The following is a 22,947-nucleotide window of genomic DNA, read 5'->3' on the forward strand; positions in this document are numbered from 1 at the left end:
TAAAGTTTCCTCAGTGGTCGCACCAGCGTAAAAAGATATTACAAAGCCATTCCATTGATATTTAAAGATTATCCTTTCAGGCACATTTCTCAAATCAGGTGGTATGTCAAAAAAAGTCTATATTTCACTTTGCCCGTTGCGCATTTGTCCTGGATAATGCGCCGCGTTCATGTCCTCAAAATGGCGTAACGTCCTATGCTACATTTGTTTGCCGGCCTGGATTTACATACCGGGCTTTTATTATTGCTTGCTCTGGTTTTTGTGTTGTTTTACGAAGCGATCAACGGCTTCCACGACACCGCAAACGCAGTCGCAACGGTTATCTACACTCGCGCAATGCGATCGCAGCTTGCGGTTGTTATGGCGGCGGTATTTAACTTTTTTGGTGTCCTCCTGGGCGGACTGAGCGTTGCGTATGCGATCGTGCATATGCTGCCAACGGATCTGCTGCTTAACGTTAGTTCTGGTCATGGCCTTGCCATGGTGTTCTCAATGCTGCTTGCCGCCATTATCTGGAACCTCGGAACCTGGTATTTCGGCCTGCCTGCATCCAGTTCTCACACCCTTATCGGCGCGATTATCGGTATCGGGTTAACCAACGCCCTGATGACCGGCACATCGGTTGTTGATGCGCTGAACCTGCCTAAAGTGCTGGGCATTTTTGGCTCTCTCATCATCTCCCCTATCGTGGGTCTGGTCGTTGCGGGTGGATTAATTTTCATTCTGCGTCGCTACTGGAGCAACACGAAGAAACGCGCGCGCATCCACCTCACGCCAGCAGAGCGTGAAAAGAAAGACGGTAAGAAAAAGCCGCCGTTCTGGACGCGTATTGCGCTGATCGTTTCCGCCATCGGCGTTGCCTTCTCTCACGGTGCGAACGATGGTCAGAAAGGTATTGGTCTGGTGATGCTGGTTCTGATTGGCGTCGCACCGGCGGGATTCGTGGTTAACATGAATGCCTCTGGCTACGAGATCACCCGTACCCGTGATGCGGTGAACAACGTTGAAACGTACTTCCAGCAGCACCCGGATCTGCTGAAGAAAGCAACCGGCGTAGACCAGCTTATCCCTTCTCCTGACTCTGGCGCACTGACTGCACCGGGCGAGTTCCATTGCCACCCGGCAAACGCGATTAACGCGCTGGAACGTGCGAAGGGCATGCTGGCCGATATCGAAAGCTACGACAAACTGGCTGTTGAACAGCGCGGACAGCTGCGTCGCATCATGCTCTGCATCTCCGACGTGACCGATAAAGTCGCGAAGCTGCCAGAGGTGACTGCTGACGACAAACGTCTGCTGAAGAAACTGAAAGGCGATATGCTCAACACCATTGAGTACGCGCCAATCTGGATCATCATGGCCGTCGCGCTGGCGCTGGGTATCGGTACGATGATTGGCTGGCGTCGTGTGGCGACCACCATCGGCGAGAAGATCGGTAAGAAAGGCATGACCTATGCGCAGGGTATGTCCGCGCAGATGACGGCGGCGGTTTCTATCGGTCTGGCAAGCTACACCGGTATGCCGGTATCAACAACCCACGTACTCTCCTCTTCCGTGGCAGGTACCATGATTGTTGACGGCGGCGGTTTGCAGCGTAAAACCGTGACCAACATTCTGATGGCCTGGGTGTTTACCCTCCCGGCGTCCATCCTGCTGTCTGGCGGTCTGTACTGGATTTCGCTGAAGCTGATTTAATCGGTTGAAGGCGACAAAAAAGCGGGTCAGGAAACTGACCCGCTTTTTTTATGTTCGAAATTTGTTAACTTACTCATTTTATTAGGAAATTCTGAACATTTTATGTTCAGAAAATCTCCATACAAGAATCTATCATCTCCGGCAGGACTCATAACGCATACTGGAGAATGTATGGCTTCTGTTCCAACTCCCGGCCCTGGTTCAATTGTTATAGTTAACAACATGCGTGAAGCGCGACAAAATGGAATGTCACGAAATATGGCGACGGCCTCTACCTATTACTGGTTTTATCAAAAAGTCCGAAATGGCGGACCATGGGATTATAAAAAATTCGATCCGTATTTTGCTGCTTTCGGTAATTTCAACTTCGGTGCAGCAGGGATTGCTGCAGGAATTCCTGCAAAGATCCTGCTCATGGGCGCAGGTTGGGCTCAGCATCGCGCAGGTACCTCAAGACCTGAATGGGGTAATTGGTACGATAAGCCGCCTTACGGTGACGACCCAACCGATCAGCGCAATATCAGAGAAGGAATAGACTATGCCATTCAGAACGGTTATTAGATGGCTCCATCGGCTTCTCACGCTTGTACTTCTCATCATGGTTACGGGTTTTATCTGGCTAAACCAACAGCCCGATCCCCGCAGTAACGACGAGCTGCAGCATGTTTATCACGTTTCGGATAGCGTCTGGCTGTACATGACGGCGAATCATCACGGTGGCGCAACCGTGCCAACTATTTACCGTTATTATCTGTCAAATAAGCTGGTGGGCGAAGACGCGGACATTATTCAGCAACTCTCTACAAAATTTCCCGTCATAGAGGGCACTGGCACTATTACGAATGCCAGCTTAACCAAAAACGGGGCAGTGAGCATATCTTACAGCGGTAAAGTTATCTCGATTCAGGAAAATATCTCAGACCTCCGGTTCACGATTACGCCTTAAGCTACATAATAAAAAGGCGAGGACGCCCTCGCCTTTTTATGCTCAGTGCCAAATCATCAGTGCAATCATACTCACCAGCACCAGGCCACACAGGGCGCTGGTCAAAATGAACTGACGACGCAGGCGCTCGCAGCGACGGATAAACTCTTCATCGTGGTGATCGCGGTAGCGCTGGTAGTAGATATACCCCACCAGACGCATCTGCTTGCTGGGCTGCCCGTGCGAGGTGAAGAACCCTCCACCGTCCACATACTGATAAAGCAACGGATCGCAACCACGAAGTACCACTAACAGCGCACGTAACGATGAGAAGTAGCGCGCCATATTCACTATGCAAACCACGCATAACGCCCAAAACAATGCGACGGTGCTAATCATACATCCTCCCCGGCGTCCGCCCACGAAGCGAGGCTCCTGAGCTACCGCACACCAATGCCCTGACAGACAGTTCAGTGAAAGAATGACTAAAAGTCGATCCGGTTCGCGTTTTGATATCCGAACGGCTCACTGAATAGTGTAGGAGATCCGTTAATTTTTTTGCCACAAGGTTAATCGTTATCAACACCAAAGCTTGAAAAATATGTTTAACTGGGCCGTAATGAAAGCATCAGACGACGCTTTCCCATTTAGTCATCGATAACTTAAGGAAGGAGTAACACTATGGCTTACAAACACATTCTTATCGCGGTAGACCTCTCCCCGGAGAGCAAAGTGCTGGTTGATAAAGCAGTCTCTATGGCACGTCCCTACAACGCGAAAGTTTCGCTGATTCACGTTGATGTGAATTACTCCGACCTTTACACCGGTCTGATCGACGTGAATCTTGGCGATATGCAGAAACGCATCTCCGAAGAGACTCACCACGCGCTGAGCGAGCTTTCCACCAACGCGGGCTATCCGATCACCGAAACCTTAAGCGGTAGCGGCGACCTGGGCCAGGTGCTGGTTGATGCGATTAAGAAATACGATATGGACCTGGTGGTGTGCGGTCATCATCAGGACTTCTGGAGCAAGCTGATGTCTTCAGCGCGCCAGCTGATTAACACCGTTCACGTGGATATGCTGATTGTTCCTCTGCGCGACGAAGAAGACGAGTAAGTAAGGTACAAACCTTACCCCTCACCCTAACCCTCTCCCCATAGGGGAGAGGGAACGATCGAGCCCCTCGCCCCTACGGGGAGAGGGGTTGGGGTGAGGGGATATAAATATCAAACCGGTGCCCTTTAGTGGTCACCGCATTGGTCGTGGCAACGTTCGCCAGCGGCGGCGCGTAGTCAGGCCGTTTCACCACCACCCGCTTCGTTGCAAGCTGGCGGGCAGGCTCCAGCAGGCCGTCCGCATCTAAATCCGGCCCCACCAGCGACTGAAACACACGCATCTCTTTCTTCACCAGCGCGCTTTTTTGCTTGTGCGGGAACATGGGGTCGAGGTAAACCACCTGCGGGCGCGGCGCAATGTCCGTCAGGGCCGTCAGGCTTGACGCGTGGATCAGCTGCAAACGCTCCTGCAACCACGGGCCGATTTCCGGGTCCGCGTAACCTCGCGCCAGCCCGTCGTCGAGCAACGCGGCGACAACCGGGTTACGCTCCAGCATCCGCACGCGGCAGCCCACCGAGGCCAGCACAAACGCGTCGCGCCCTAGCCCCGCCGTGGCGTCAACCACGTCCGGCAGATAGCTCCCTTTAATGCCGACCGCTTTGGCCACCGCTTCGCCCCGGCCGCCGCCGAACTTGCGCCGGTGCGCCATCGCTCCGCCGACAAAATCGACAAAAATCCCGCCAAGCTTCGGTTCGTCGCGCTTGCGCAGCTCGAGATGTTCCGGCGTCATCACCAGCGCCATCAGGGTGTCTTCATCGTGCTCCAGCCCCCAGCGGGCCGCCAGAACAGATAAGGCGCCGTCTCCGGCGCCCGTTTCATCTACTAAGCAGATCTTCACGTAGCAATCAGCCTTTGATCCCGTAATGCTCCAGCATCGCATCCAGCTGCGGCTCGCGGCCACGGAAGCGTTTGAACAGCTCCATCGGCTCTTCTGAACCACCGCGGGTCAGAATGTTATCGAGGAACGACTGCCCGGTTTCGCGGTTGAAGATCCCCTCCTCTTCGAAGCGAGAGAAGGCATCTGCCGCCAGCACGTCGGCCCACAGGTAGCTGTAGTAGCCCGCCGCGTAGCCGCCTGCAAAGATATGGCTGAACGCGTGCGGGAAGCGTCCCCAGGTAGGCCCTGGAATAACCGCGACCTGCTTTTTAATCTCGGCCAGGGTCTCGAGGATTTTTGCCCCCTGCTCCGGGCTGAACTCGGCGTGCAGGCGGAAGTCGAACAGGCCGAACTCCAGCTGGCGCAGGATAAACATCGCCGCCTGGTAGTTTTTCGCCGCCAGCATTTTATCCAGCAGCGCTTTCGGCAGCGGTTCGCCGGTCTCGTAGTGGCCGGAAATAAACGCCAGCGCGTCCGGCTCCCAGCACCAGTTTTCCATAAACTGGCTTGGCAGCTCGACCGCATCCCACGGCACGCCGCTGATACCGGCGACGCCTGCGGTTTCGATGCGGGTCAGCATGTGGTGCAGACCGTGTCCAAACTCGTGGAACAGGGTGATCACTTCATCGTGGGTGAACAGCGCCGGCTTGCCGCTGACCGGACGGTTGAAGTTACAGGTCAGGTAGGCGACCGGTTTTTGCAGGGTTCCGTCCGCTTTACGCATCTGGCCCACGCAGTCGTCCATCCACGCTCCGCCGCGCTTGTTCTCACGCGCGTAGAGATCGAGGTAGAAGCTGCCGCGCAGCTCGTTTTTCTCGTCATACAGCTCGAAGAAACGCACGTCCGGATGCCAGACGTCGATATCGGTACGCTCTTTGGCGGTGATGCCGTAGATGCGTTTTACCACTTCGAACAGGCCGTTTACGGCTTTGTTTTCCGGGAAGTACGGGCGCAGCTGCTCGTCGCTGATGCTGTAGAGGTGCTGCTTCTGCTTTTCGCTGTAGTACGCGATATCCCACGGCTGAAGCTCATCGACGCCAAACTCCGCTTTGGCGAAGGCGCGCAGCTGGGCCAGTTCTTTTTCACCCTGCGGACGGGCGCGTTTCGCCAGATCGGTGAGGAAGTCGAGCACCTGCTGCGGGTTCTCGGCCATTTTGGTGGCGAGGGATTTATCCGCGTAGCTGTCGAAGCCCAGCAGCTGTGCCAGCTCGTGACGCAGGGCGAGGATTTCCGCCATCACCGGGCTGTTGTCCCATTTGCCCGCGTTCGGCCCCTGATCGGAGGCGCGGGTGCTGTAGGCGCGGTACATCTCTTCACGCAGCGCCTGGTTGTCGCAGTAGGTCATCACCGGCAGGTAGCTCGGGATATCCAGCGTTAACAGGAAACCCTCCTGCTCTTTCGCTTCGGCCTGGGCTTTTGCCGCCGCCAGCGCGCTTTCCGGCATACCCACCAGCTCCGCTTCGTCGGTAATCAGCTTCGTCCAGCCCATGGTGGCGTCGAGAACGTTGTTGCTGTACTGGTTGCCAAGCTCGGACAGGCGCGCCGCGATTTCGCCGTAGCGAACCTGCTTCTCTTTTGGCAGGCCAATCCCGGACAGTTCGAAATCGCGCAGGGCGTTATCGACCGATTTTTTCTGCGCGGTGTTGAGCCCTGCATAGTGGTCGCCGTCGCGCAGGTCGCGGTAGGCTTTGTACAGCCCTTCGTGCTGGCCGACCCAGGTGCTGTACTCGGAGAGCAGCGGCAGGGTCTGCTCGTAGGCTTCGCGCAGCTCCGGGCTGTTTTTCACCGAGTTCAGGTGGCTCACCGGGGAGAAAATGCGCCCCAGCACGTCGTCCACTTCGGCCAGCGGCTGACACAGATTTTCCCAGGTGTACGGCGCGCCCTGCGCGACCACGTTTTCTACCGCCGCGCGGCAGTTTTCCAGCGACTGCGTAACGGCTGGAACCACATGCTCGGGGAGGATTTTAGAAAACGGTGGCAACGAAAAAGGCGTCAGTAATGGATTGGTCATAAACGCTGTCCTGTTGAAATAGGTGAATGTAGCGCGCATCCGGCGCTGTGCATATTGTTCAGTAATGGGGTTAAGTGTAGAGGATTTCAATAGCCGCGCTTACCGCGCCTGCGGGTAATCTGAACCGTTCTGCTGTAAACTGTGGCAAATCGTCATTTCAGCGGAATTTCATTACCCATGCTTAGTTATCGCCACAGCTTCCACGCTGGCAACCACGCCGACGTTCTCAAACATACCGTTCAGAGCCTCATTATCGAATCGCTTAAAGAGAAGGATAAACCGTTTCTCTATCTGGACACCCACGCGGGCGCGGGCCGTTATCAGCTGAGCGGCGAGCATGCCGAGCGTACCGGTGAATATCTCGAAGGGATCGCCCGTATCTGGCAGCAGGACGATCTGCCTGCCGAACTGGAGCCGTACATCGGCGTGGTGAATCATTTCAACCGTAACGGCCAGCTGCGCTATTACCCTGGCTCTCCGCTGATTGCCCGCCAGTTGCTGCGCGAGCAGGACAGCCTCCAGCTGACCGAGCTGCACCCGAGCGACTTTCCGCTGCTGCGCTCTGAGTTTCAGAAAGATAACCGCGCCCGCGTGGACAAAGCCGATGGCTACCAGCAGCTGAAAGCCAAACTGCCGCCGGTTTCCCGCCGCGGCCTGGTGCTGATCGACCCGCCGTACGAAATCAAAACCGACTATCAGGCGGTGGTAACCGGCATCAACGAAGGTTACAAACGCTTTGCCACCGGGACGTATGCCCTGTGGTATCCGGTGGTGCTGCGCGCGCAGATCAAGCGCATGATTAAAGACCTTGAAGCCACCGGCATCCGTAAAATCCTGCAAATTGAGCTGGCGGTACGCCCGGACAGCGACCAGCGCGGCATGACCGCTTCCGGCATGATCGTTATCAACCCGCCGTGGAAGCTGGAAGCGCAGATGAACAACGTGCTGCCGTGGCTGCACAAAACGCTGGTGCCTGCCGGAACGGGGCACGCCACGGTCAGTTGGATCGTGCCGGAGTAATCGCAGCCATCGGTGGAAACTATTGATTTCAGGTATACAATCGCGGCAATTCACGATTAAGGACAAAAGCTATGACTAAGCATTATGACTACATCGCAATCGGCGGCGGCAGCGGCGGCATCGCCTCCATCAACCGTGCGGCCATGTACGGCCAGAAGTGTGCGCTGATTGAAGCCAAAGCGCTGGGCGGCACCTGCGTGAACGTGGGTTGTGTACCGAAGAAAGTGATGTGGCATGCCGCGCAAATCCGTGAAGCTATTCATATGTATGGCCCGGACTACGGCTTTGACACCACCATCAATCATTTCGACTGGGACAAGCTGATCGCCAGCCGTACCGCCTACATCGACCGCATCCATACCTCGTACGATAACGTGCTGGGCAAAAATAACGTCGACGTGATCCGCGGCTTCGCCCGCTTCGTGGACGCGAAAACGATCGAAGTGAACGGCGAGACGATCACCGCCGATCACATCCTGATCGCCACCGGCGGCCGTCCGAGCCACCCGAACATTCCGGGCGCGGAATACGGTATCGACTCCGACGGTTTCTTCGAGCTGCCAGCCCTGCCAGAGCGCGTTGCCATCGTGGGCGCAGGCTACATCGCGGTTGAGCTGGCCGGCGTGATTAACGGCCTGGGCGCGGAAGCGCACCTGTTCGTGCGTAAGCACGCGCCGCTGCGCAGCTTCGATCCGCTGATCGTCGAGACCCTGGTCGAGGTAATGAACGCCGAAGGCCCAACCCTGCACACCAACGCCGTGCCAAAAGCGGTAGTGAAAAATGCAGACGGCAGCCTGACGCTTGAGCTGGAGGATGGCCGCAGCCAGACCGTCGACTGCCTGATCTGGGCGATTGGTCGCGAACCGGCAACCGACAACTTCAACCTGGCCGCGACGGGCGTGAAAACCAATGAAAAAGGTTATATCGTCGTCGATAAGTTCCAGAACACCAGCGTACCGGGCATTTACGCCGTTGGCGATAACACCGGTGCGGTAGAACTGACCCCGGTTGCCGTTGCGGCGGGCCGTCGTCTCTCCGAGCGCCTGTTCAACAACAAGCCGGACGAGCATCTGGACTACAGCAATATCCCGACCGTGGTGTTCAGCCATCCGCCAATCGGCACCGTCGGCTTAACCGAGCCGCAGGCCCGCGAGCAGTACGGCGACGACCAGGTGAAAGTGTATAAATCGGCGTTCACGGCGATGTATACCGCCGTCACCTCGCACCGTCAGCCGTGCCGCATGAAGCTGGTTTGCGTCGGGCCTGACGAGAAGATTGTCGGCATCCACGGCATTGGCTTCGGCATGGACGAGATCCTGCAAGGCTTCGCGGTGGCGCTGAAGATGGGCGCAACGAAGAAAGACTTCGATAACACCGTGGCGATCCACCCGACGGCGGCGGAAGAGTTTGTGACCATGCGTTAAGCCTGATGCCCCTCCCCGGAGGGGCATTTTTCATTAACATTCATAAATCGTTGCAAAACGAATGCTCCGAAAATAGTGATCTACCGCACATATCCCCCCACATCTACCGAAGCGAATGTCTACGCTTATAGGACGCCCGGAAAAACCAGTCTTTGAGAACACACAACCGGAGGTCTTTATCACCATGTTCAACCAGAAACTACAGACTGCCGAGGAGATCGAGTTCGAGATTGCAGAGGAGCTGCGCTACGAAACCGATCCTTGCGAGTTAAAACTGGATGAGATGATCGAGGCGGAGCCGGAACCGGAAATGATTGAAGGGCTGCCGGCGTCCGATGCCCTGACGCCCGCAGACCGCTACCTTGAACTGTTTGAACACGTGCAGTCGTCGCGGCTGTTTGCGGACAGCAAAACCTTCCCCGACTGTGCGCCCAAAATGGATCCGCTGGATATTTTGATTCGCTACCGCAAGGTGCGTCGCCATCGCGATTTTGACCTGGCGCGCTTCGTGGAGAATCACTTCTGGCTGCCGGAGGATTACAGCAAAGAGTATATTTCTGACCCCGGTCTGTCACTGAAGGAACACATTGATAACCTGTGGCCGGTGCTGACGCGCGAGCCGCAGGACCATATTCCCTGGTCGTCGCTGCTGGCGCTGCCGCAGGCCTATATCGTCCCCGGCGGGCGATTCAGCGAGACTTACTACTGGGATTCCTATTTCTCCATGCTGGGGCTGGCGGAAAGCGGCCGCAACGACCTGCTGAAGTGCATGGCCGATAACTTCGCCTGGCTTATCGAGCGCTACGGCCATATCCCGAACGGTAACCGTACCTACTACCTCAGCCGCTCTCAGCCGCCGGTCTTTGCCCTGATGGTAGAGCTGTTTGAAGAGGACGGCGTGCGCGGCGCGAAGCGCTACCTTGAGCATCTTAAGATGGAGTACGCCTTCTGGATGGACGGGGCGGAATCGCTGCTGCTTAACCAGGCCTACCGCAGCGCGGTGCGCATGCCGGACGGTTCCCTGCTCAACCGCTACTGGGACGACCGCGATACCCCGCGCGACGAGTCCTGGATTGAGGACGTTGAAACCGCCCGCCACTCTGGCCGTCCGCCGAATGAGGTGTACCGCGACCTGCGCGCCGGGGCAGCCTCCGGGTGGGACTACTCGTCCCGCTGGCTGCGCGATCCGGCGCGGCTGGCCAGCATCCGCACAACGCAGTTTATCCCCATCGATTTGAACGCCTTCCTGTTCAAGCTGGAGAGCGCTATCGCCAACATTTCGGCGTCGAAGGGGGATAAAGAGACCGCCGATCTGTTCCGCCAGAAGGCCAGCGATCGCCGCGCGGCGGTGAACCGCTACCTGTGGGATGACGAGAACGGCTGTTATCGCGATTATGACTGGCGGCGCGAAGCCCAGGCGCTGTTCTCCGCGGCCAGCATCGTGCCGCTGTACGTGGGCATGGCGACGCACGAGCAGGCGGAGCGGCTGTCCGACGCCGTGAAATCACGCCTGCTTACGCCGGGCGGCATTCTCGCCACCGAATATGAAACCGGCGAGCAGTGGGATAAGCCTAACGGCTGGGCGCCGCTGCAGTGGATGGCAATTCAGGGGTTCAAGCAGTACGGCAACGACTCGCTGGGTGATGAGATCGCCTGGAGCTGGCTGCATACGGTGAACCATTACTATAAAACCCATCACAAGCTGATCGAGAAGTACCACATCGCCAGCAGCACGCCGCGCGAGGGCGGCGGGGGTGAGTATCCGTTACAGGATGGCTTCGGCTGGACGAATGGCGTGGTACGCAGGCTGATTGGGCTGTATGGGGAGCCTTGACCTTATCCCCTCACCCTAACCCTCTCCCCTGAGGGGAGAGGGGACCTAACGGTGCGGCCTTTTCTCCCTCGCCCCTTTGGGGAGAGGGCCGGGGTGAGGGGGAGAAATCATCAGCGAATCACCTCATAAATGGCGGTCTGGATGGACTGCCATTTTTTCGTGCCCGCATCCGGCTGCGTCTTCGCGCGGCGCGCGGCCATCTCTGCGTCATGCTGCTGGCGCTTCACCACCGCGGGTACGGTACAGAACGCTTTCAGGTACTGCTTGCGCATAGACGTCAGCGATTCACCGTTCGCCATCGCGTGGCTAAGCGTATTGATAAAGCGACGGCAGGGCTTTTGCTCTGTCATTTGCAGGCGGTAGCGCAGCATCAGCTCCAGCACGTCGTCATAGCCTGCCGACAGCGCCTCTTCGGTCCATGAAACTTTCCAGTCCATCCCGCCCTGCAGGAAAAGAAGCGCCACGCGGGTGTCGTTGCGGCTGATGGCTGAGCGGAAATTGTTTTCATCCCAGGTTACGCCCTTACGCGTCAGCGTTTCGCGCGAGGATGGGGTTTCCCGCATCTCCTGCACCGGCGCGGGAGGTGCCGTGCTGGCAACGGCCGGCTGTGGATTACTGCCGGTCACCAGCCAGACTCCCCCCACGATAATCGCGATAGCCATCACCCCCACGGCGCCCCACAGCGCGCCGGAAATCAGCTGTTCGCGCTGCTCAGGCGTGCGCGGGGCGCGCTGGGTCGGTTTTTCGATGCTGTCGCGCACTTCAAAGAGATCGCCGCCGGTGGTGCGGTCCATCTTCTGCGCCTTTTCCCAGAACGCGTGCAGCTCACCGTCATCCACCGCCATCAGCGCCGCCGGGTTAACGCGCGTCCGCCCTTCCTCAAACGCGCGCTGAACGGGGCGAGCGATCTGCGCGTAATAGCTGTCGAGCAGCTGAATTTGCGCCCTGCTCAACGGCTGCTGAACGGTAATGCTGTTGCGGATTTGACGGATATCTTCGAGGAAGGTTTGCAGGGTTTTGCGCGGCTCCACCAGCAGCGTCAACATGTCAGGCGCGTTAAACAGCGACGAGTAGTAGCGGCTGAACTCCTTTTTATCCACCAGCATCTGGGCCAGCTCGCTGAACAGCATCCCGCTCAGAACGTCGTTAATCTCGCCGTTTTTCAGCCAGCGACGCACGCGATCGGCGTTAAACAGGGTCTTAAGATGATTATTTAACCGCACCGGATCGGGCCACGCCTGCTGAATCAGCCCTTTGATCGTCAGCTCAATGGCCCGCACCTGTTTCTGCGCCTGGCGCTGGCTCTCGCTCTCCGGCACCGTTCCGGTATCGTACGTCAGGAGGGGCTGTTGCAGACGCAGATATTCAAGCGCCGTCACGAAGCGCATCGCCGCAATCAGCTGGTTTTCGCTAACATCCTGCCCGCTTTCATACTGGGGTACGCGCTGCTGAAGCAAGCGCAGCTGGAGCGTAAAGGCCGTCATTTCCGCATCATTGAGGTTCAGCTTTCTGGCAACGGCTCCCCAGCCGCCCAGCCCCAGACGGGCGCTGTCCAGCTGCTCCAGAAACCAGCGTGGATCTTTTCCTTCGGAAACCTGTACATTCAGCAGAAGTAAGATTTCAACAGATGCCTGACGGATCGCCGCCAGACAGTGTTCAAACTGCTCGCGGGTATGATGCGATGAGCTAACCATCATTGTTTTCCTTGAGAGACAACGAATACTGCTAAAGTGGCGCTAAAGGCCGTTTTTCTTTTTATTTATACGAGGTTAAACATACCTGACTTTCTGTTGAAATAAAGTGACAACCCTTTAATCATGTGAAATCTCTCAGGAGAATCTTAATGCCTGTTTTTACCACCGCGCGCCTCACCTGCTCGCCCCTGCAAGAGCAGGACTGGCCCTTTTTTCTGGCGCTTCAGCAAAATGCCGAGGTAATGCGTTTTGTCGCGGAGGATCGCAGCGAGGAAGACGTTCGGGAAGCCTTTGAGGCGCGCCTGACGCCCTGGACGCCGGGCTGCTTACGCTGGCTGTGCCTTGTCGTGCGCGATACGGCCAGCCAGACGCCGCTGGGCGTTACCGGCTACGTTCACCGGGAAGCGGATTGTGCCGAAGTCGGCTTTCTCTTTGCGCCCGCGGCTCAGGGAAAAGGTTACGGCTATGAATCTCTTAAGGCTCTGTGCGATTTCGCGTTTACGTCGGGCAAAATTCGTCGCCTCACCGCGACCGTGACGGCGGGAAATATCGCCTCAAGGCGGCTGCTGGAAAAAACGGGCTTTCTGCTGGAAGGCGAACTTCGCGAGAGTTATTTCCTTTCGGGGCAATGGCATAACGACTGGCTATTCGGTTTGTTAAAAAAGGAATATCCGTCAAATAAAGCCTGATCAACGGCCATTTGGCGGATATATCCCGGTCTGCTTTTCCTCTATAGTCGCGCCATTAAGAGGAAACGCGTATGACAGGTTATGCACTGCAAATATCTTCTGCGGCAATCGCATTAATAAAGAAACAGCAGGGTCTTTCCCTGGAAAAATATCGTGATGAAAACGGGATGTGGGTTATTGGCTACGGTCACGTGATACGCCAGTGGGAAAAGTTTAACGGCCCCATCACTCCGGCAGAGGCGGAGTATTTGCTTCTCGACGATATCCAGCTTTGTGAAACGCTGCTGCGGGAAACGATTGGACGCCCCTTACCCCAACAGCAGCATGATGCTCTGGTATTAACGCTCTTCAGCTTCGGGAATGAATCCCTGGTGCCAGAGACGATCCTTCAGGCCGTCGCCCGGGTGTAGTACATCGCGGCCTGCGTCCGGTTCTTGACATCAAGGCGGCGGAAAAGCGTTTCCAGATGCGCTTTTACCGTTGCCGCGCTGATGTTGAGGTTACGGCCAATCTCCTTATTTGACTCCCCGGCAGCCAGCAGCTTCAGCACCTCACGCTGGCGCTCGCTTAACGACGCCAGCTCATCCTGCGATGGCTGCTGCTCAAGCCACTCGCCGGGAAAGCAGACCATTCCTCGAGATACGGAATCCAGCACCGCGGAAAAGCGTTCAGGATTCGCATTGCGGGGAATAATTGCCACCACGTTGCGCGCCGCTGGAAAGCGATCCACGATCGCTTCCAGTAAAGTCACGCCAGTATCGCGAATTAAATATCCGTCAATCATCACGATAGCGGAGGGGGATGCCGATAAAAGCGTCCATAATTCATCAGCCTGACGGGTCCCTGTCATATCTATTTCCGGAATTAATTTTTGCAGACTGCACATCGCTCCATGAATAAATATTGACTGCCTGTCAAACATGATTACTCGCATCGTTTTACTCCCTCTGAGAATAGCGAAGGGGGATTCTACAGAGGCGTTATTTAAGAAAAAACTCAATGAATGGAGCGGTTACAAAACCCCCGGCTATCTTTATATCTTCCAGCATTTAGACACACCCGGATTAAGGATTTCCTTAAAAGGGTTCCCTCCCCCTTAAGAGTGAACGTTACAGGAACATACCGCCTGAAACTTCAATACGCTGCGCATTCATCCAGCCCAGCTTATCGCTGAGCAGGGCCGCAATGGCGTCACCAATATCATCGGGCAGGCCCACGCGCCCCAGCGCGGTTTGCGAGGCCAGCAGCTGGTTGAGCCCGGCGTCATCCCGCACGCGGCCGCCGCCGAAGTCGGTTTCAATGGCGCCCGGCGCGATAATATTGACCGAAATGCCACGCGCTCCCAGCTCCTTCGCCTGATAGCGGGTCAGTACCTCCATCGCCCCCTTCATTGCCGCATAGGTGCCTGAGCCCGGCTGAGTGAAGCGGGCCAGCCCGCTGGAGACGTTCAGGATCCGCCCGCCGTCTTTTATTAACGGCAGCAGCCGCTGCGTCAGGAAAAACGGCCCTTTAAAATGGACGTTCACTGCGTTATCAAACTGCGCTTCCGTCGTCCCGGCGTAGGGGGCATATAACCCCGTACCTGCGTTGTTCACTAAATAGTCGAAGGTGTCGCGTTGCCACACGCGCTTAAGGGTGTCCTGAACCTGTTGAGCAAAACGCTCAAAGCCTGCCGTATCGCCGACGTTAAGCTGTAATGCAGCCGCCTTAACGCCTTTTCGCTCGATTTCCTGCACAACGTCCTGCGCCTCCTGCTGGCTGTTGTTCCACGTCAGGATGATGCAGGTCCCTTCCGCGGCCAGCTTCAAAACGGCATTTTTACCCAATCCGCGGCTGCCGCCCGTCACTAATGCAATGCGTTCAGTCATGATTCACCTCGTTTCGGTTGTGATGGAGATTGAGAATGAGCTTATTAGATGGTAGAAAATCAATAAATACTGCCGCTAACGCTTCACTGTTTCATTCATAACAACAATGACCAACATCTATGGATAAAATTCACGCAATGCAGCTTTTCCTCCGCGTCGCGGAACTGGAGAGTTTTTCCCGCGCGGCGGAAACGTTAAGCCTGCCGAAAGGGAGCGTATCGCGGCAGATCCAGGCGCTGGAGAACGCGCTCGGCACCCGGCTTCTGCACCGCACCACCCGCCGCGTCAGCCTGACGCAGGACGGCATGGTCTATTACGAACGGGCTAAAGATCTGCTGATGAACCTGGACGAACTGGACGGCATGTTCCTGCACGATCCCTCCACCATCAGCGGGCGGCTGCGTGTGGATATGCCCGTTGCCATTGCGCGAAATGTAGTCATCCCTAAGCTGCCTGCATTTTTACAGCAGTACCCCGGTATTGAGCTGGAGCTGAGCAGCAGCGATCGTCTGGTGGACGTCATCCGCGAAGGGTTTGACTGCGTGGTTCGCGTGGGCACGTTGAAGGATTCCGGGCTTATCGCCCGACCGCTCGGTAAGCTCTCCGCGATCAACTGCGCCAGCCCGGATTATCTGACGCGTTTTGGCTATCCGGAAACGCTGGAAGATTTAGCCTCACATGCCATCATTCACTACTCCACTACGCTGGGCACGCGCCCGCAGGGGTTTGAGTATTACAGCGGCAGCGAGACCCGGTGGGTGAAAACGGGAGGCGTACTGACGGTCAACAGTACGGAGACCTACCAGGCCGCCTGTATCGCAGGGCTGGGCATTATTCAGGTGCCGCGCGTCGGGGTACGAGATGCGCTGCGCACGAAAAAACTCGTTGAGATCCTGCCGCAATACCGGGCTGAACCGATGCCCGTCTCCCTCATTTATCCCCACCGCCGTAACCTCTCCCGACGGGTGCATGTGTTTATGGAGTGGCTTACCGAACTCACAAAAGCTTACGTAGACTAGACGCAAGCTATAATTCAGTAACATCCAGCTCAACGAAAAGGAAAACGCGCGTGACGCCGGAAAATAACCCGCAACGACCGACTCAACATTTAGATTACGAACCCATCCAAAAGATGGATAACGAGCCTGAAGCGCCGAAAGAGCCCGGAACGGCCAGCAAAGCGCTGGGCACCGTGACCGGCATAGCCGAAAAAATTCAGCAAATACCTGCTATTGCGCACCTGATACGCGCCGCGGAGCGCTTCAACGACCGCATGGGAAACCAGTTCGGTGCGGCGATCACCTACTTCTCCTTCCTGTCGATGATCCCCATCCTGATGGTGTCGTTTGCCGCCGCCGGTTTTGTGCTGGCCTCTCACCCGACGCTGCTGCAGGACATCTTTAATAAGATCCTGGCCAACGTCAGCGACCAGACGCTCGCCACGACGCTCAAAAGCACCATCAACACCGCCGTTCAGCAGCGTACCACCGTGGGTATCGTCGGTTTGCTGATTGCCCTCTACTCCGGGGTTAACTGGATGGGCAACCTGCGTGAGGCCATTCGCGCCCAGTCGCGTGACGTCTGGGAGCGGACGCCGCAGGATCAGGAGAAGATATGGGTGAAGTATTTGCGCGACTTTATCTCGCTGATTGGTCTGCTGGTGGCGCTGGTCATTACGCTCTCCATCACCTCGGTCGCCGGTTCCGCGCAGCAGATGATTATCTCCGCGCTCTATCTGGACTACATTGAGTGGCTGAAGCCGGCCTGGCGCGGCATTGGGCTGGCCATCTCCATCTTTGCTAACTATCTGCTGTTCTTCTGGATCTTCTGGCGTTTGCCGCGCCATCGTCCGCGTAAAAAGGCGCTGATCCGCGGGACGCTGATTGCCGCCATCGGCTTTGAGGCGATCAAAATCGTGATGACCTATACGCTGCCGTCGCTGGTGAAGTCCCCCTCCGGTGCGGCTTTTGGTTCGGTGCTGGGGCTGATGGCCTTCTTCTATTTCTTCGCTCGCCTGACGCTGTTCTGCGCCGCGTGGATCGCCACGGCCGAGTATAAAGATGACCCGCGCATGCCGGGAAAAACCCATCACTGATCTGCTTCCGGGCTGATATTTCAGCCCGATTCATCATTTCAGCATATAAATCCAGACCGTAACTTTTATTTAACTCAAAACCAGTTTTAATGACTGATATTTAAAAAGTGTGAAGCATTTCATGGAAGTGTTTTGGCTGGTCTGAAAATTATCCGCTTTTTGTTGCTTTTGTAACCATCCCGCGCCTTTGTTACAGATTGAAATGTCGCTTTTGCTGTGCCTAATATGGCCCTTCGTTCGTCCAAAAATAAGAAAATATTATGCAAGCAACAGCCACCACACTTAACGAAGGGGCGGAACACGTTCCGGTCAACTCGCGCAATAAAGTCGTCGTCGCATCGCTGATTGGCACCGCCATTGAGTTCTTCGACTTTTACATTTATGCCACCGCTGCGGTTATTGTCTTTCCGCATATTTTCTTTCCACAGGGCGACCCGACGGCCGCTACGCTACAGTCTTTAGCCACCTTTGCTATCGCCTTCGTTGCGCGTCCGATTGGTTCAGCGGTCTTTGGCCACTTTGGGGATCGCGTCGGGCGTAAGGTGACGCTGGTTGCCTCGCTGCTGACCATGGGGATCTCCACGGTCGCCATCGGCCTGCTGCCGACCTATGAAACGATCGGCATTCTGGCGCCGGTGCTGTTGGCGCTGGCGCGCTTTGGTCAGGGTCTGGGCCTGGGCGGTGAATGGGGCGGCGCGGCGCTGCTGGCCACCGAGAACGCCCCGGCGCGCAAGCGTGCCCTGTACGGCTCATTCCCACAGCTGGGCGCACCGATTGGCTTCTTCTTCGCTAACGGCACGTTCCTGCTGCTCTCCTGGCTGCTGACGGATGAACAGTTCATGAGCTGGGGCTGGCGTATTCCGTTTGTCTTCTCTGCTGTCCTTGTTCTGATTGGCCTGTACGTGCGCGTGTCGCTGCACGAGACGCCGGTTTTTGCAAAAGTTGCCGCGGCGAAAAAGCAGGTCAAGGTCCCGCTGGGTACGCTGCTGACCAAACACGTCCGCGTGACCGTGCTGGGCACGTTTATCATGCTCGCGACCTACACGCTGTTCTACATCATGACCGTTTACTCCATGACCTACAGTACCGCCGCGGCGCCGGTTGGGCTGGGCCTGCCGCGTAACGAGGTGCTGTGGATGCTGATGATGGCGGTCATCGGGTTTGGCGTGATGGTGCCCATCGCGGGCCTGCTGGCGGATAAGTTTGGCCGTCGTTCGAGCATGATCGTCATCACCACGCTGATTATCCTGTTCGCGCTGTTTGTCTTCCCGCCGCTGCTGGGTTCAGGTAGCCCTGCGCTGGTGATGGCATATCTGCTGATTGGCCTGAGCCTGATGGGGTTGACCTTCGGCCCGATGGGTGCGCTGCTTCCGGAGCTGTTCCCGACCGAAGTGCGTTATACCGGCGCGTCGTTCTCGTATAACGTTTCGTCAATACTGGGCGCCTCTGTGGCACCGTATATCGCCACCTGGCTCCAGGCGAACTATGGCCTGTTCTATGTGGGCGTCTATCTGGCAGCCATGGCTGCGCTGACGCTGATTGCGCTGCTGCTGACGCACGAAACGAAGCATCAGGCGCTGTAATTCACTGCGGCCTGATGCCCTCACCCCGGCCCTCTCCCACAGGGAGAGGGAGAAACGGGGCTACTTCTTCATCTGCGACAAAATCGTCCGACACTGATTCGCTTCGCCTTCTGACGGTGAAATCAGCGCCAGCAGCGCCGCCGCTGGCGTCACCAGCGTGGCGAGCGCTGCGGCAACCGCGCCCCGGGCAATCAGCGGCCCGGCCTTCACGCCCGCCTGCGGATCGCTGAAGCTTCCGCGCACGTACAGCGGCGAGCGCAGGGTGATAATGCGAATGCCCTTGCTTTCAGGATCGATGGTTAAATCCAGCTGCTCGGACGCCATGCTGGCCGTGCCGGTGACGTTTATGACCGCGTTTTCCGTGTCGAAGGCGAATATCTGCGGACGCGCCACGCCGTTTACCAGATCCACGTTTGCCGCCGCACAGTTGACCCGCACCTCGTCGTCACCGAAGATTTGTCCGACGATAAAGTTCCCGACGTTAAGCCCCAGGATCTCCATCAGGTTACGGCTCACCAGCCCGTCGTTCATCAGCAGCTTCAGGTTGCCATTGCCGTTACCCAGCAGCGCCGCCACGGAGTTACCCGTACCGCGAATGTCCGCGTCGCCGTTCATCTCGCCGAGGGTTTTCTGCATCAGCTCCACGTCCGGCATCAGCTCCTTCAGCTTCAGCCGACGCGCCTGGATCTCCGCCCGTCCCTGCATCGGCTTTTTATCACCCTCCAGGTGGATGTTCGATGAGATGGTGCCGCCCGCCATGCCAAACTTCAGCGGCTGCAGGCGCAGGTCGGCGTTTTTCAGGATGATATGGGTCGAGAGGTTGCTCAGCGGCAGCGTGCTGCCGTGCTCAATTTTACGCCCCTTGAAGCGCACGTCCGCATCCATCACGTCCCACTTGTCGGTTTCGAAGCGGTCATTCGGCAGCACTTTACCCGCGGGCTGTACGTCCTTTTTGACCTCTTTTGACCGGGTGCCTTTACCCGAATCCACGCCAATCAGCGGGCCAAGGTCGGCCAGACGCAGCTGACGGGATTCAACGTCACCTTCCAGCTTTGGTCGCGGTTTTCCGGTGGTATAGGTCAGCGTGCCGTGAATATCACTGTCGCCAATGCGCCCGTTGAAATCGCGGTAATCAAATACGGACGATTTTTCGGTGTCGATTTTGGCAACCAGATGCCCGTCCGTTTCAAACGGCGGGGTGTCCGGCAGCAGTACGCCGGTAAGTTCATACAGTTCACCCAGCGAGTCACCGGCAAACTTGAGCTGGAGATCGACGCCCCCCATGTTCATCGGGTCGTTTACCGTGCCCACGAACGCCACGCGGGTATTACCGGAGCGGAAGTCGGCCTGCACCGGGAACGGCGTGCCCTCGCTCCGAAGCGCCAGCATGCCGCCAATTTTGCCCTTACCGGTCAGCGGCTGGCCGTTGTAACGCCCTTTCGCCGTCAGGCCGAAAACGTAATCCCCCGCTTTGCCGCTATCGCCTTTAGCTTTGCTGCCCGTCACCTCGCTGAACGGCAGCGGTTTACCCAGCGGATCGACGAGGATCTCCACGTCAGCCTTGCTCACCTTGTCATCAATGGCGATCCGCCCCCGATCGAACAGGATATTGTCGAGGCGGAAAGACCACGAAGATGGCTGCGCGTTCGGATCTTTATCGCCGCTGCTGGCGAGATCGAACGTCCAGTTGTTGTTTTTCTCTGAAAGGCGAATCAGCCGCGCGTCGGGCTGCTGGAGTTTGATCCACGGCAGATAGACCGTTTTGGTTAACAGCGCTAACGGCGCCAGCGTGGCTTCCACGCGCGGCAGGTGGATCATGGTGACTTCAGGAATATCCGGCGGGTTGCCAAGAATAATGTCGTCGGCGTGAACGTGCGGCCAGGGCACCCAGCTTCGCCAGCCGGTTTCCTCTTTCTGGCGCTCCCACACGACGCCCAAATCGCCACGTATTGCAAAGGGGCGGTTCAGCTCGGTTGAGACTTTCTGGTTGATGGTCGGTTTGAGACGGTTCCAGTCAAACGTGGCGATAATGATGATTGCGACCACAATCAGCAACAAGAAAATCCCTGCGGTCCAGGAAATCACCCTGGTTGTTTTTGTCATTGTTGTCCCCTTTCCTGATGAACTTGCCTCTAAAACTATAGTTCAGACAAAGGGAAGCGGGCAGATCAGAGCGTGGTTATTACCTTTTCCAGGGTATCCATAGGCACCGGGCGAGAGAGGAAATAGCCCTGGGCCGCCGCCGCCGGAGAATTTTGCACGTCGCGCCACTCTTCCAGCGTTTCAACGCCTTCTACAATGACGCCCTGGCAATAGCGGTTCATCAGCTGCAGGAGCAGCGTAAACAGGTTTCGTCCCTCCGGCGTCTGGCGCAGCATAATGAACAGATCGCGGGCCACTTTGATGTAGTCATAACGCACTTCGCTCAGCGCCGAGAAGTTCGCCATACCGGTACCGAAGTCATCCAGCCACAGCGGGCCAAATTCACACATCGAGGCAAACGAGGAGTCCTGCGGCAGGCGAACATGCTCCACCAGCTCGAACCGCATCCACGGCAGGGTGGCAATCAGGGCCTGCAACGCCGCGTTCTGACGTAACGCCATAAGTGTTGGGCCATCCACGTTCACCGATGCCAGAATACCGTGCTGCTCAAAGAAGGCCCGCTTCGTCGCCAGCATTCTCAGCTGCTCTTCCAGCACGTCGATGCGCTGACGCACGGCTACCTCCGCAAAATAGCGGTCCGGCGCAATTCGCTGTGACGGATTCGAGGGGTGCGTGACGACCGTTAATACCTCAATCGCCATTAACCGACCGTCGGTACGGTAGATGGGCTGATAGGTATACGCTCGCTCACATTGCAGCCAGTAGCGATGCTCCTGCAAGTTCTCAATACTTGCCTCAGGCGTAGTGCTCAGCCGCTGGATAACCTGCTCTGACTTCATTTCGGATGTCCTGTTGTGTGGGGATAGCCTTTCTGGACTCGTCACTGAGTTATCGGCCCACCAGGTGAGAACTTTATGTTCAATTCACCGGGAAAATGAAATTAAGATGACAGAAATGTACCGGAACACGCGCTGGCTCAAAAAAAATAATGGAACGTCGTTTTAATATGGTTGACCGTAAAAAACACACAGCGCACACTACCTTTAATTACTCTGTTCAGGTTCACGACTATGTCTAAAAAAATTGCCGTGATTGGCGAATGCATGATTGAGCTGTCCCAGAAAGGCGCGGAAGTCAGCCGCGGTTTTGGTGGCGATACATTGAACACCTCCGTTTATATTGCCCGTCAGGTTGCTCCCGACGCGCTAAGCGTGAACTACGTTACCGCGCTGGGAACGGACAGCTTCAGCCAGCAGATGCTGGAAGCCTGGCAGGGTGAAAACGTTAATACGTCGCTGATCCAGCGCATGGAAAACCGTCTGCCGGGCCTGTACTACATCGAAACCGACAGCACCGGCGAGCGGACCTTCTACTACTGGCGCAACGAGGCGGCCGCCAAATTCTGGCTGGAAAGCGATGCCGCCGCGGCGATTTGCGAAGAACTGGCCACCTTTGACTACCTCTATCTGAGCGGGATCAGCCTCGCGATCCTGAGCCAGGAGAGCCGTGAGAAGCTGCTGTCACTGCTGCGCGAATGTCGCGCCAATGGCGGTAAGGTGATTTTCGACAACAACTACCGTCCGCGCCTGTGGGCCAGCCGCGAAGAGACGCAGCAGGTCTACCAGCAGATGCTGGAATGCACCGATATCGCCTTCCTGACGCTGGACGACGAAGACGCGCTGTGGGGCGAAAAACCGGTTGATGAGGTAATTGCCCGGACGCAGGCCGCCGGGGTCAGCGAAGTGGTGATCAAGCGCGGGGCAGACTCTTGCCTCGTGGCGGTTGCGGGTGAAGCCGTAATAGAGGTCCCGGCGGTGAAGCTGGCGAAAGAGAAAGTGATAGATACCACCGCGGCGGGAGATTCTTTCAGCGCGGGCTATCTGGCGGTACGTCTGACGGGCGGAACGCCGGAAGCGGCGGCGCAGCGTGGCCATTTAACGGCCAGCACGGTGATTCAGTATCGCGGAGCGATTATTCCGCGCGAGGCGATGCCTGCTTAAGCACTCCCTA

21 protein-coding genes are annotated in these 22,947 nt (G+C 56.9%); 13 read left to right on the plus strand and 8 right to left on the minus strand.

Annotation, left to right across the window (positions count from 1 at the left end):
• The first annotated feature begins 195 nt into the window (after positions 1-195).
• From pitA to IM304_RS20745, 3 genes are all read left to right on the plus strand, one after another.
• Positions 196-1,695: an inorganic phosphate transporter PitA gene (pitA, locus tag IM304_RS20735; protein WP_148420513.1), complete on the plus strand. Its 1,500-nt coding sequence runs from the start codon at positions 196-198 to the stop codon at positions 1,693-1,695.
• Positions 1,696-1,866: 171 nt separating this feature from the next.
• Positions 1,867-2,256 (plus strand): polymorphic toxin type 44 domain-containing protein, encoded by a 390-nt coding sequence (locus tag IM304_RS20740; protein ID WP_193355785.1) that lies wholly within the window; start codon positions 1,867-1,869, stop codon positions 2,254-2,256.
• Positions 2,234-2,641 (plus strand): hypothetical protein, encoded by a 408-nt coding sequence (locus IM304_RS20745; protein ID WP_193355784.1) that lies wholly within the window; start codon positions 2,234-2,236, stop codon positions 2,639-2,641. The genes IM304_RS20740 and IM304_RS20745 overlap by 23 nt, the downstream gene beginning before the upstream one ends.
• A 42-nt stretch (positions 2,642-2,683) precedes the next feature.
• Here the strand turns inward: IM304_RS20745 and uspB are convergent, their stop codons facing one another.
• Positions 2,684-3,019 carry a universal stress protein UspB gene (gene uspB, locus IM304_RS20750; protein ID WP_059294351.1) on the minus strand — a complete coding sequence of 112 codons (336 nt, stop codon included), beginning with the start codon at positions 3,017-3,019 and terminating at the stop codon, positions 2,684-2,686.
• A gap of 282 nt (positions 3,020-3,301) precedes the next feature.
• Between uspB and uspA the strand changes: the two genes are divergently transcribed.
• Positions 3,302-3,739 (plus strand): universal stress protein UspA, encoded by a 438-nt coding sequence (gene uspA / locus IM304_RS20755; RefSeq protein WP_003861223.1) that lies wholly within the window; start codon positions 3,302-3,304, stop codon positions 3,737-3,739.
• Between the two features lie 73 nt (positions 3,740-3,812).
• Here the strand turns inward: uspA and rsmJ are convergent, their stop codons facing one another.
• Together rsmJ and prlC are read right to left on the minus strand one after the other, a co-directional pair.
• The gene (rsmJ, locus tag IM304_RS20760) at positions 3,813-4,577 is read right to left on the minus strand and encodes a 16S rRNA (guanine(1516)-N(2))-methyltransferase RsmJ (protein WP_193361511.1); all 765 of its coding nucleotides are present in this window, start codon (positions 4,575-4,577) and stop codon (positions 3,813-3,815) included.
• A 7-nt stretch (positions 4,578-4,584) separates the two neighbouring features.
• Positions 4,585-6,627 carry an oligopeptidase A gene (gene prlC / locus IM304_RS20765; protein WP_193354550.1) on the minus strand — a complete coding sequence of 681 codons (2,043 nt, stop codon included), beginning with the start codon at positions 6,625-6,627 and terminating at the stop codon, positions 4,585-4,587.
• 177 nt (positions 6,628-6,804) lie between these two features.
• Between prlC and IM304_RS20770 the strand changes: the two genes are divergently transcribed.
• The 3 genes from IM304_RS20770 (at position 6,805) to IM304_RS20780 (ending at position 10,905) form a co-directional block, all read left to right on the plus strand.
• A complete protein-coding gene (locus IM304_RS20770; RefSeq protein ID WP_006808562.1) occupies positions 6,805-7,647 on the plus strand; it encodes a 23S rRNA (adenine(2030)-N(6))-methyltransferase RlmJ in 843 nt (280 codons plus the stop codon).
• 71 nt (positions 7,648-7,718) lie between these two features.
• Positions 7,719-9,071, plus strand: coding sequence for a glutathione-disulfide reductase (gene gorA / locus IM304_RS20775; RefSeq protein WP_148420509.1), 1,353 nt, complete (start codon positions 7,719-7,721; stop codon positions 9,069-9,071).
• A 184-nt stretch (positions 9,072-9,255) separates the two neighbouring features.
• The gene (locus IM304_RS20780) at positions 9,256-10,905 is read left to right on the plus strand and encodes an alpha,alpha-trehalase (RefSeq protein ID WP_176611161.1); all 1,650 of its coding nucleotides are present in this window, start codon (positions 9,256-9,258) and stop codon (positions 10,903-10,905) included.
• 110 nt (positions 10,906-11,015) lie between these two features.
• Here IM304_RS20780 and IM304_RS20785 read toward each other — a convergent pair whose 3' ends face one another.
• Positions 11,016-12,602 (minus strand): STY4199 family HEPN domain-containing protein, encoded by a 1,587-nt coding sequence (locus IM304_RS20785; protein ID WP_193354551.1) that lies wholly within the window; start codon positions 12,600-12,602, stop codon positions 11,016-11,018.
• Positions 12,603-12,748: 146 nt separating this feature from the next.
• Between IM304_RS20785 and IM304_RS20790 the strand changes: the two genes are divergently transcribed.
• Both IM304_RS20790 and IM304_RS20795 read left to right on the plus strand, forming a co-directional pair.
• Positions 12,749-13,288, plus strand: coding sequence for a GNAT family N-acetyltransferase (locus IM304_RS20790; RefSeq protein ID WP_193354552.1), 540 nt, complete (start codon positions 12,749-12,751; stop codon positions 13,286-13,288).
• A 71-nt stretch (positions 13,289-13,359) separates the two neighbouring features.
• A complete protein-coding gene (locus IM304_RS20795; RefSeq protein ID WP_193354553.1) occupies positions 13,360-13,698 on the plus strand; it encodes a lysozyme in 339 nt (112 codons plus the stop codon).
• Here the strand turns inward: IM304_RS20795 and IM304_RS20800 are convergent.
• Both IM304_RS20800 and IM304_RS20805 read right to left on the minus strand, forming a co-directional pair.
• Positions 13,677-14,222: a response regulator transcription factor gene (locus IM304_RS20800; protein WP_193354554.1), complete on the minus strand. Its 546-nt coding sequence runs from the start codon at positions 14,220-14,222 to the stop codon at positions 13,677-13,679. The two genes, IM304_RS20795 and IM304_RS20800, sit on opposite strands and share 22 nt — an antisense overlap.
• Before the next feature lie 175 nt (positions 14,223-14,397).
• Positions 14,398-15,156 (minus strand): SDR family NAD(P)-dependent oxidoreductase, encoded by a 759-nt coding sequence (locus IM304_RS20805; RefSeq protein ID WP_193354555.1) that lies wholly within the window; start codon positions 15,154-15,156, stop codon positions 14,398-14,400.
• Positions 15,157-15,275: 119 nt separating this feature from the next.
• Here IM304_RS20805 and IM304_RS20810 point away from each other — a divergent pair, with 119 nt between their 5' ends.
• The 3 genes from IM304_RS20810 to IM304_RS20820 all read left to right on the plus strand — a co-directional run bounded on the left by IM304_RS20810 (position 15,276) and on the right by IM304_RS20820 (position 18,834).
• A complete protein-coding gene (locus tag IM304_RS20810) occupies positions 15,276-16,175 on the plus strand; it encodes a LysR family transcriptional regulator (protein ID WP_193354556.1) in 900 nt (299 codons plus the stop codon).
• Positions 16,176-16,225: 50 nt separating this feature from the next.
• Entirely contained in the window at positions 16,226-17,251 is a 1,026-nt protein-coding gene (gene yhjD / locus IM304_RS20815) for an inner membrane protein YhjD (RefSeq protein ID WP_148420502.1), read from the plus strand.
• A 260-nt stretch (positions 17,252-17,511) separates the two neighbouring features.
• Entirely contained in the window at positions 17,512-18,834 is a 1,323-nt protein-coding gene (locus tag IM304_RS20820; protein WP_148420501.1) for an MFS transporter, read from the plus strand.
• Between the two features lie 60 nt (positions 18,835-18,894).
• On the opposite strand, the gene IM304_RS20825 is transcribed toward IM304_RS20820, so the two are convergent.
• Both IM304_RS20825 and pdeH read right to left on the minus strand, forming a co-directional pair.
• Positions 18,895-20,937: an AsmA family protein gene (locus IM304_RS20825; protein ID WP_193354557.1), complete on the minus strand. Its 2,043-nt coding sequence runs from the start codon at positions 20,935-20,937 to the stop codon at positions 18,895-18,897.
• Between the two features lie 65 nt (positions 20,938-21,002).
• On the minus strand, positions 21,003-21,776 hold the full coding sequence (pdeH, locus tag IM304_RS20830; protein WP_176609245.1) for a cyclic-guanylate-specific phosphodiesterase: 774 nt from the start codon (positions 21,774-21,776) through the stop codon (positions 21,003-21,005).
• Positions 21,777-22,007: 231 nt separating this feature from the next.
• Between pdeH and IM304_RS20835 the strand changes: the two genes are divergently transcribed.
• Positions 22,008-22,937, plus strand: a complete 930-nt coding sequence (locus IM304_RS20835; RefSeq protein ID WP_148420498.1) for a sugar kinase — start codon at positions 22,008-22,010, stop codon at positions 22,935-22,937.
• Positions 22,938-22,947: the final 10 nt, after the last annotated feature.

The sequence above is a fragment of the Enterobacter cloacae complex sp. P40C2 genome, assembly GCF_014930695.1.
Classification (GTDB): Bacteria; Pseudomonadota; Gammaproteobacteria; order Enterobacterales; family Enterobacteriaceae; genus Enterobacter; species Enterobacter pasteurii.

Coding starts and splice junctions, on each gene's coding strand:
- IM304_RS20820 (WP_148420501.1), top strand. CDS start 17,512: ATGCAAGCAACAGCCACCACACTTAACGAAGGGGCGGAACACGTTCCG.
- pitA (WP_148420513.1), top strand. CDS start 196: ATGCTACATTTGTTTGCCGGCCTGGATTTACATACCGGGCTTTTATTA.
- uspB (WP_059294351.1), bottom strand. CDS start 3,019: ATGATTAGCACCGTCGCATTGTTTTGGGCGTTATGCGTGGTTTGCATA.
- prlC (WP_193354550.1), bottom strand. CDS start 6,627: ATGACCAATCCATTACTGACGCCTTTTTCGTTGCCACCGTTTTCTAAA.
- gorA (WP_148420509.1), top strand. CDS start 7,719: ATGACTAAGCATTATGACTACATCGCAATCGGCGGCGGCAGCGGCGGC.
- IM304_RS20790 (WP_193354552.1), top strand. CDS start 12,749: ATGCCTGTTTTTACCACCGCGCGCCTCACCTGCTCGCCCCTGCAAGAG.
- IM304_RS20740 (WP_193355785.1), top strand. CDS start 1,867: ATGGCTTCTGTTCCAACTCCCGGCCCTGGTTCAATTGTTATAGTTAAC.
- pdeH (WP_176609245.1), bottom strand. CDS start 21,776: ATGAAGTCAGAGCAGGTTATCCAGCGGCTGAGCACTACGCCTGAGGCA.
- IM304_RS20810 (WP_193354556.1), top strand. CDS start 15,276: ATGGATAAAATTCACGCAATGCAGCTTTTCCTCCGCGTCGCGGAACTG.
- IM304_RS20745 (WP_193355784.1), top strand. CDS start 2,234: ATGCCATTCAGAACGGTTATTAGATGGCTCCATCGGCTTCTCACGCTT.
- IM304_RS20800 (WP_193354554.1), bottom strand. CDS start 14,222: ATGCGAGTAATCATGTTTGACAGGCAGTCAATATTTATTCATGGAGCG.
- IM304_RS20770 (WP_006808562.1), top strand. CDS start 6,805: ATGCTTAGTTATCGCCACAGCTTCCACGCTGGCAACCACGCCGACGTT.
- uspA (WP_003861223.1), top strand. CDS start 3,302: ATGGCTTACAAACACATTCTTATCGCGGTAGACCTCTCCCCGGAGAGC.
- IM304_RS20835 (WP_148420498.1), top strand. CDS start 22,008: ATGTCTAAAAAAATTGCCGTGATTGGCGAATGCATGATTGAGCTGTCC.
- IM304_RS20780 (WP_176611161.1), top strand. CDS start 9,256: ATGTTCAACCAGAAACTACAGACTGCCGAGGAGATCGAGTTCGAGATT.
- IM304_RS20825 (WP_193354557.1), bottom strand. CDS start 20,937: ATGACAAAAACAACCAGGGTGATTTCCTGGACCGCAGGGATTTTCTTG.
- IM304_RS20805 (WP_193354555.1), bottom strand. CDS start 15,156: ATGACTGAACGCATTGCATTAGTGACGGGCGGCAGCCGCGGATTGGGT.
- IM304_RS20795 (WP_193354553.1), top strand. CDS start 13,360: ATGACAGGTTATGCACTGCAAATATCTTCTGCGGCAATCGCATTAATA.
- IM304_RS20785 (WP_193354551.1), bottom strand. CDS start 12,602: ATGATGGTTAGCTCATCGCATCATACCCGCGAGCAGTTTGAACACTGT.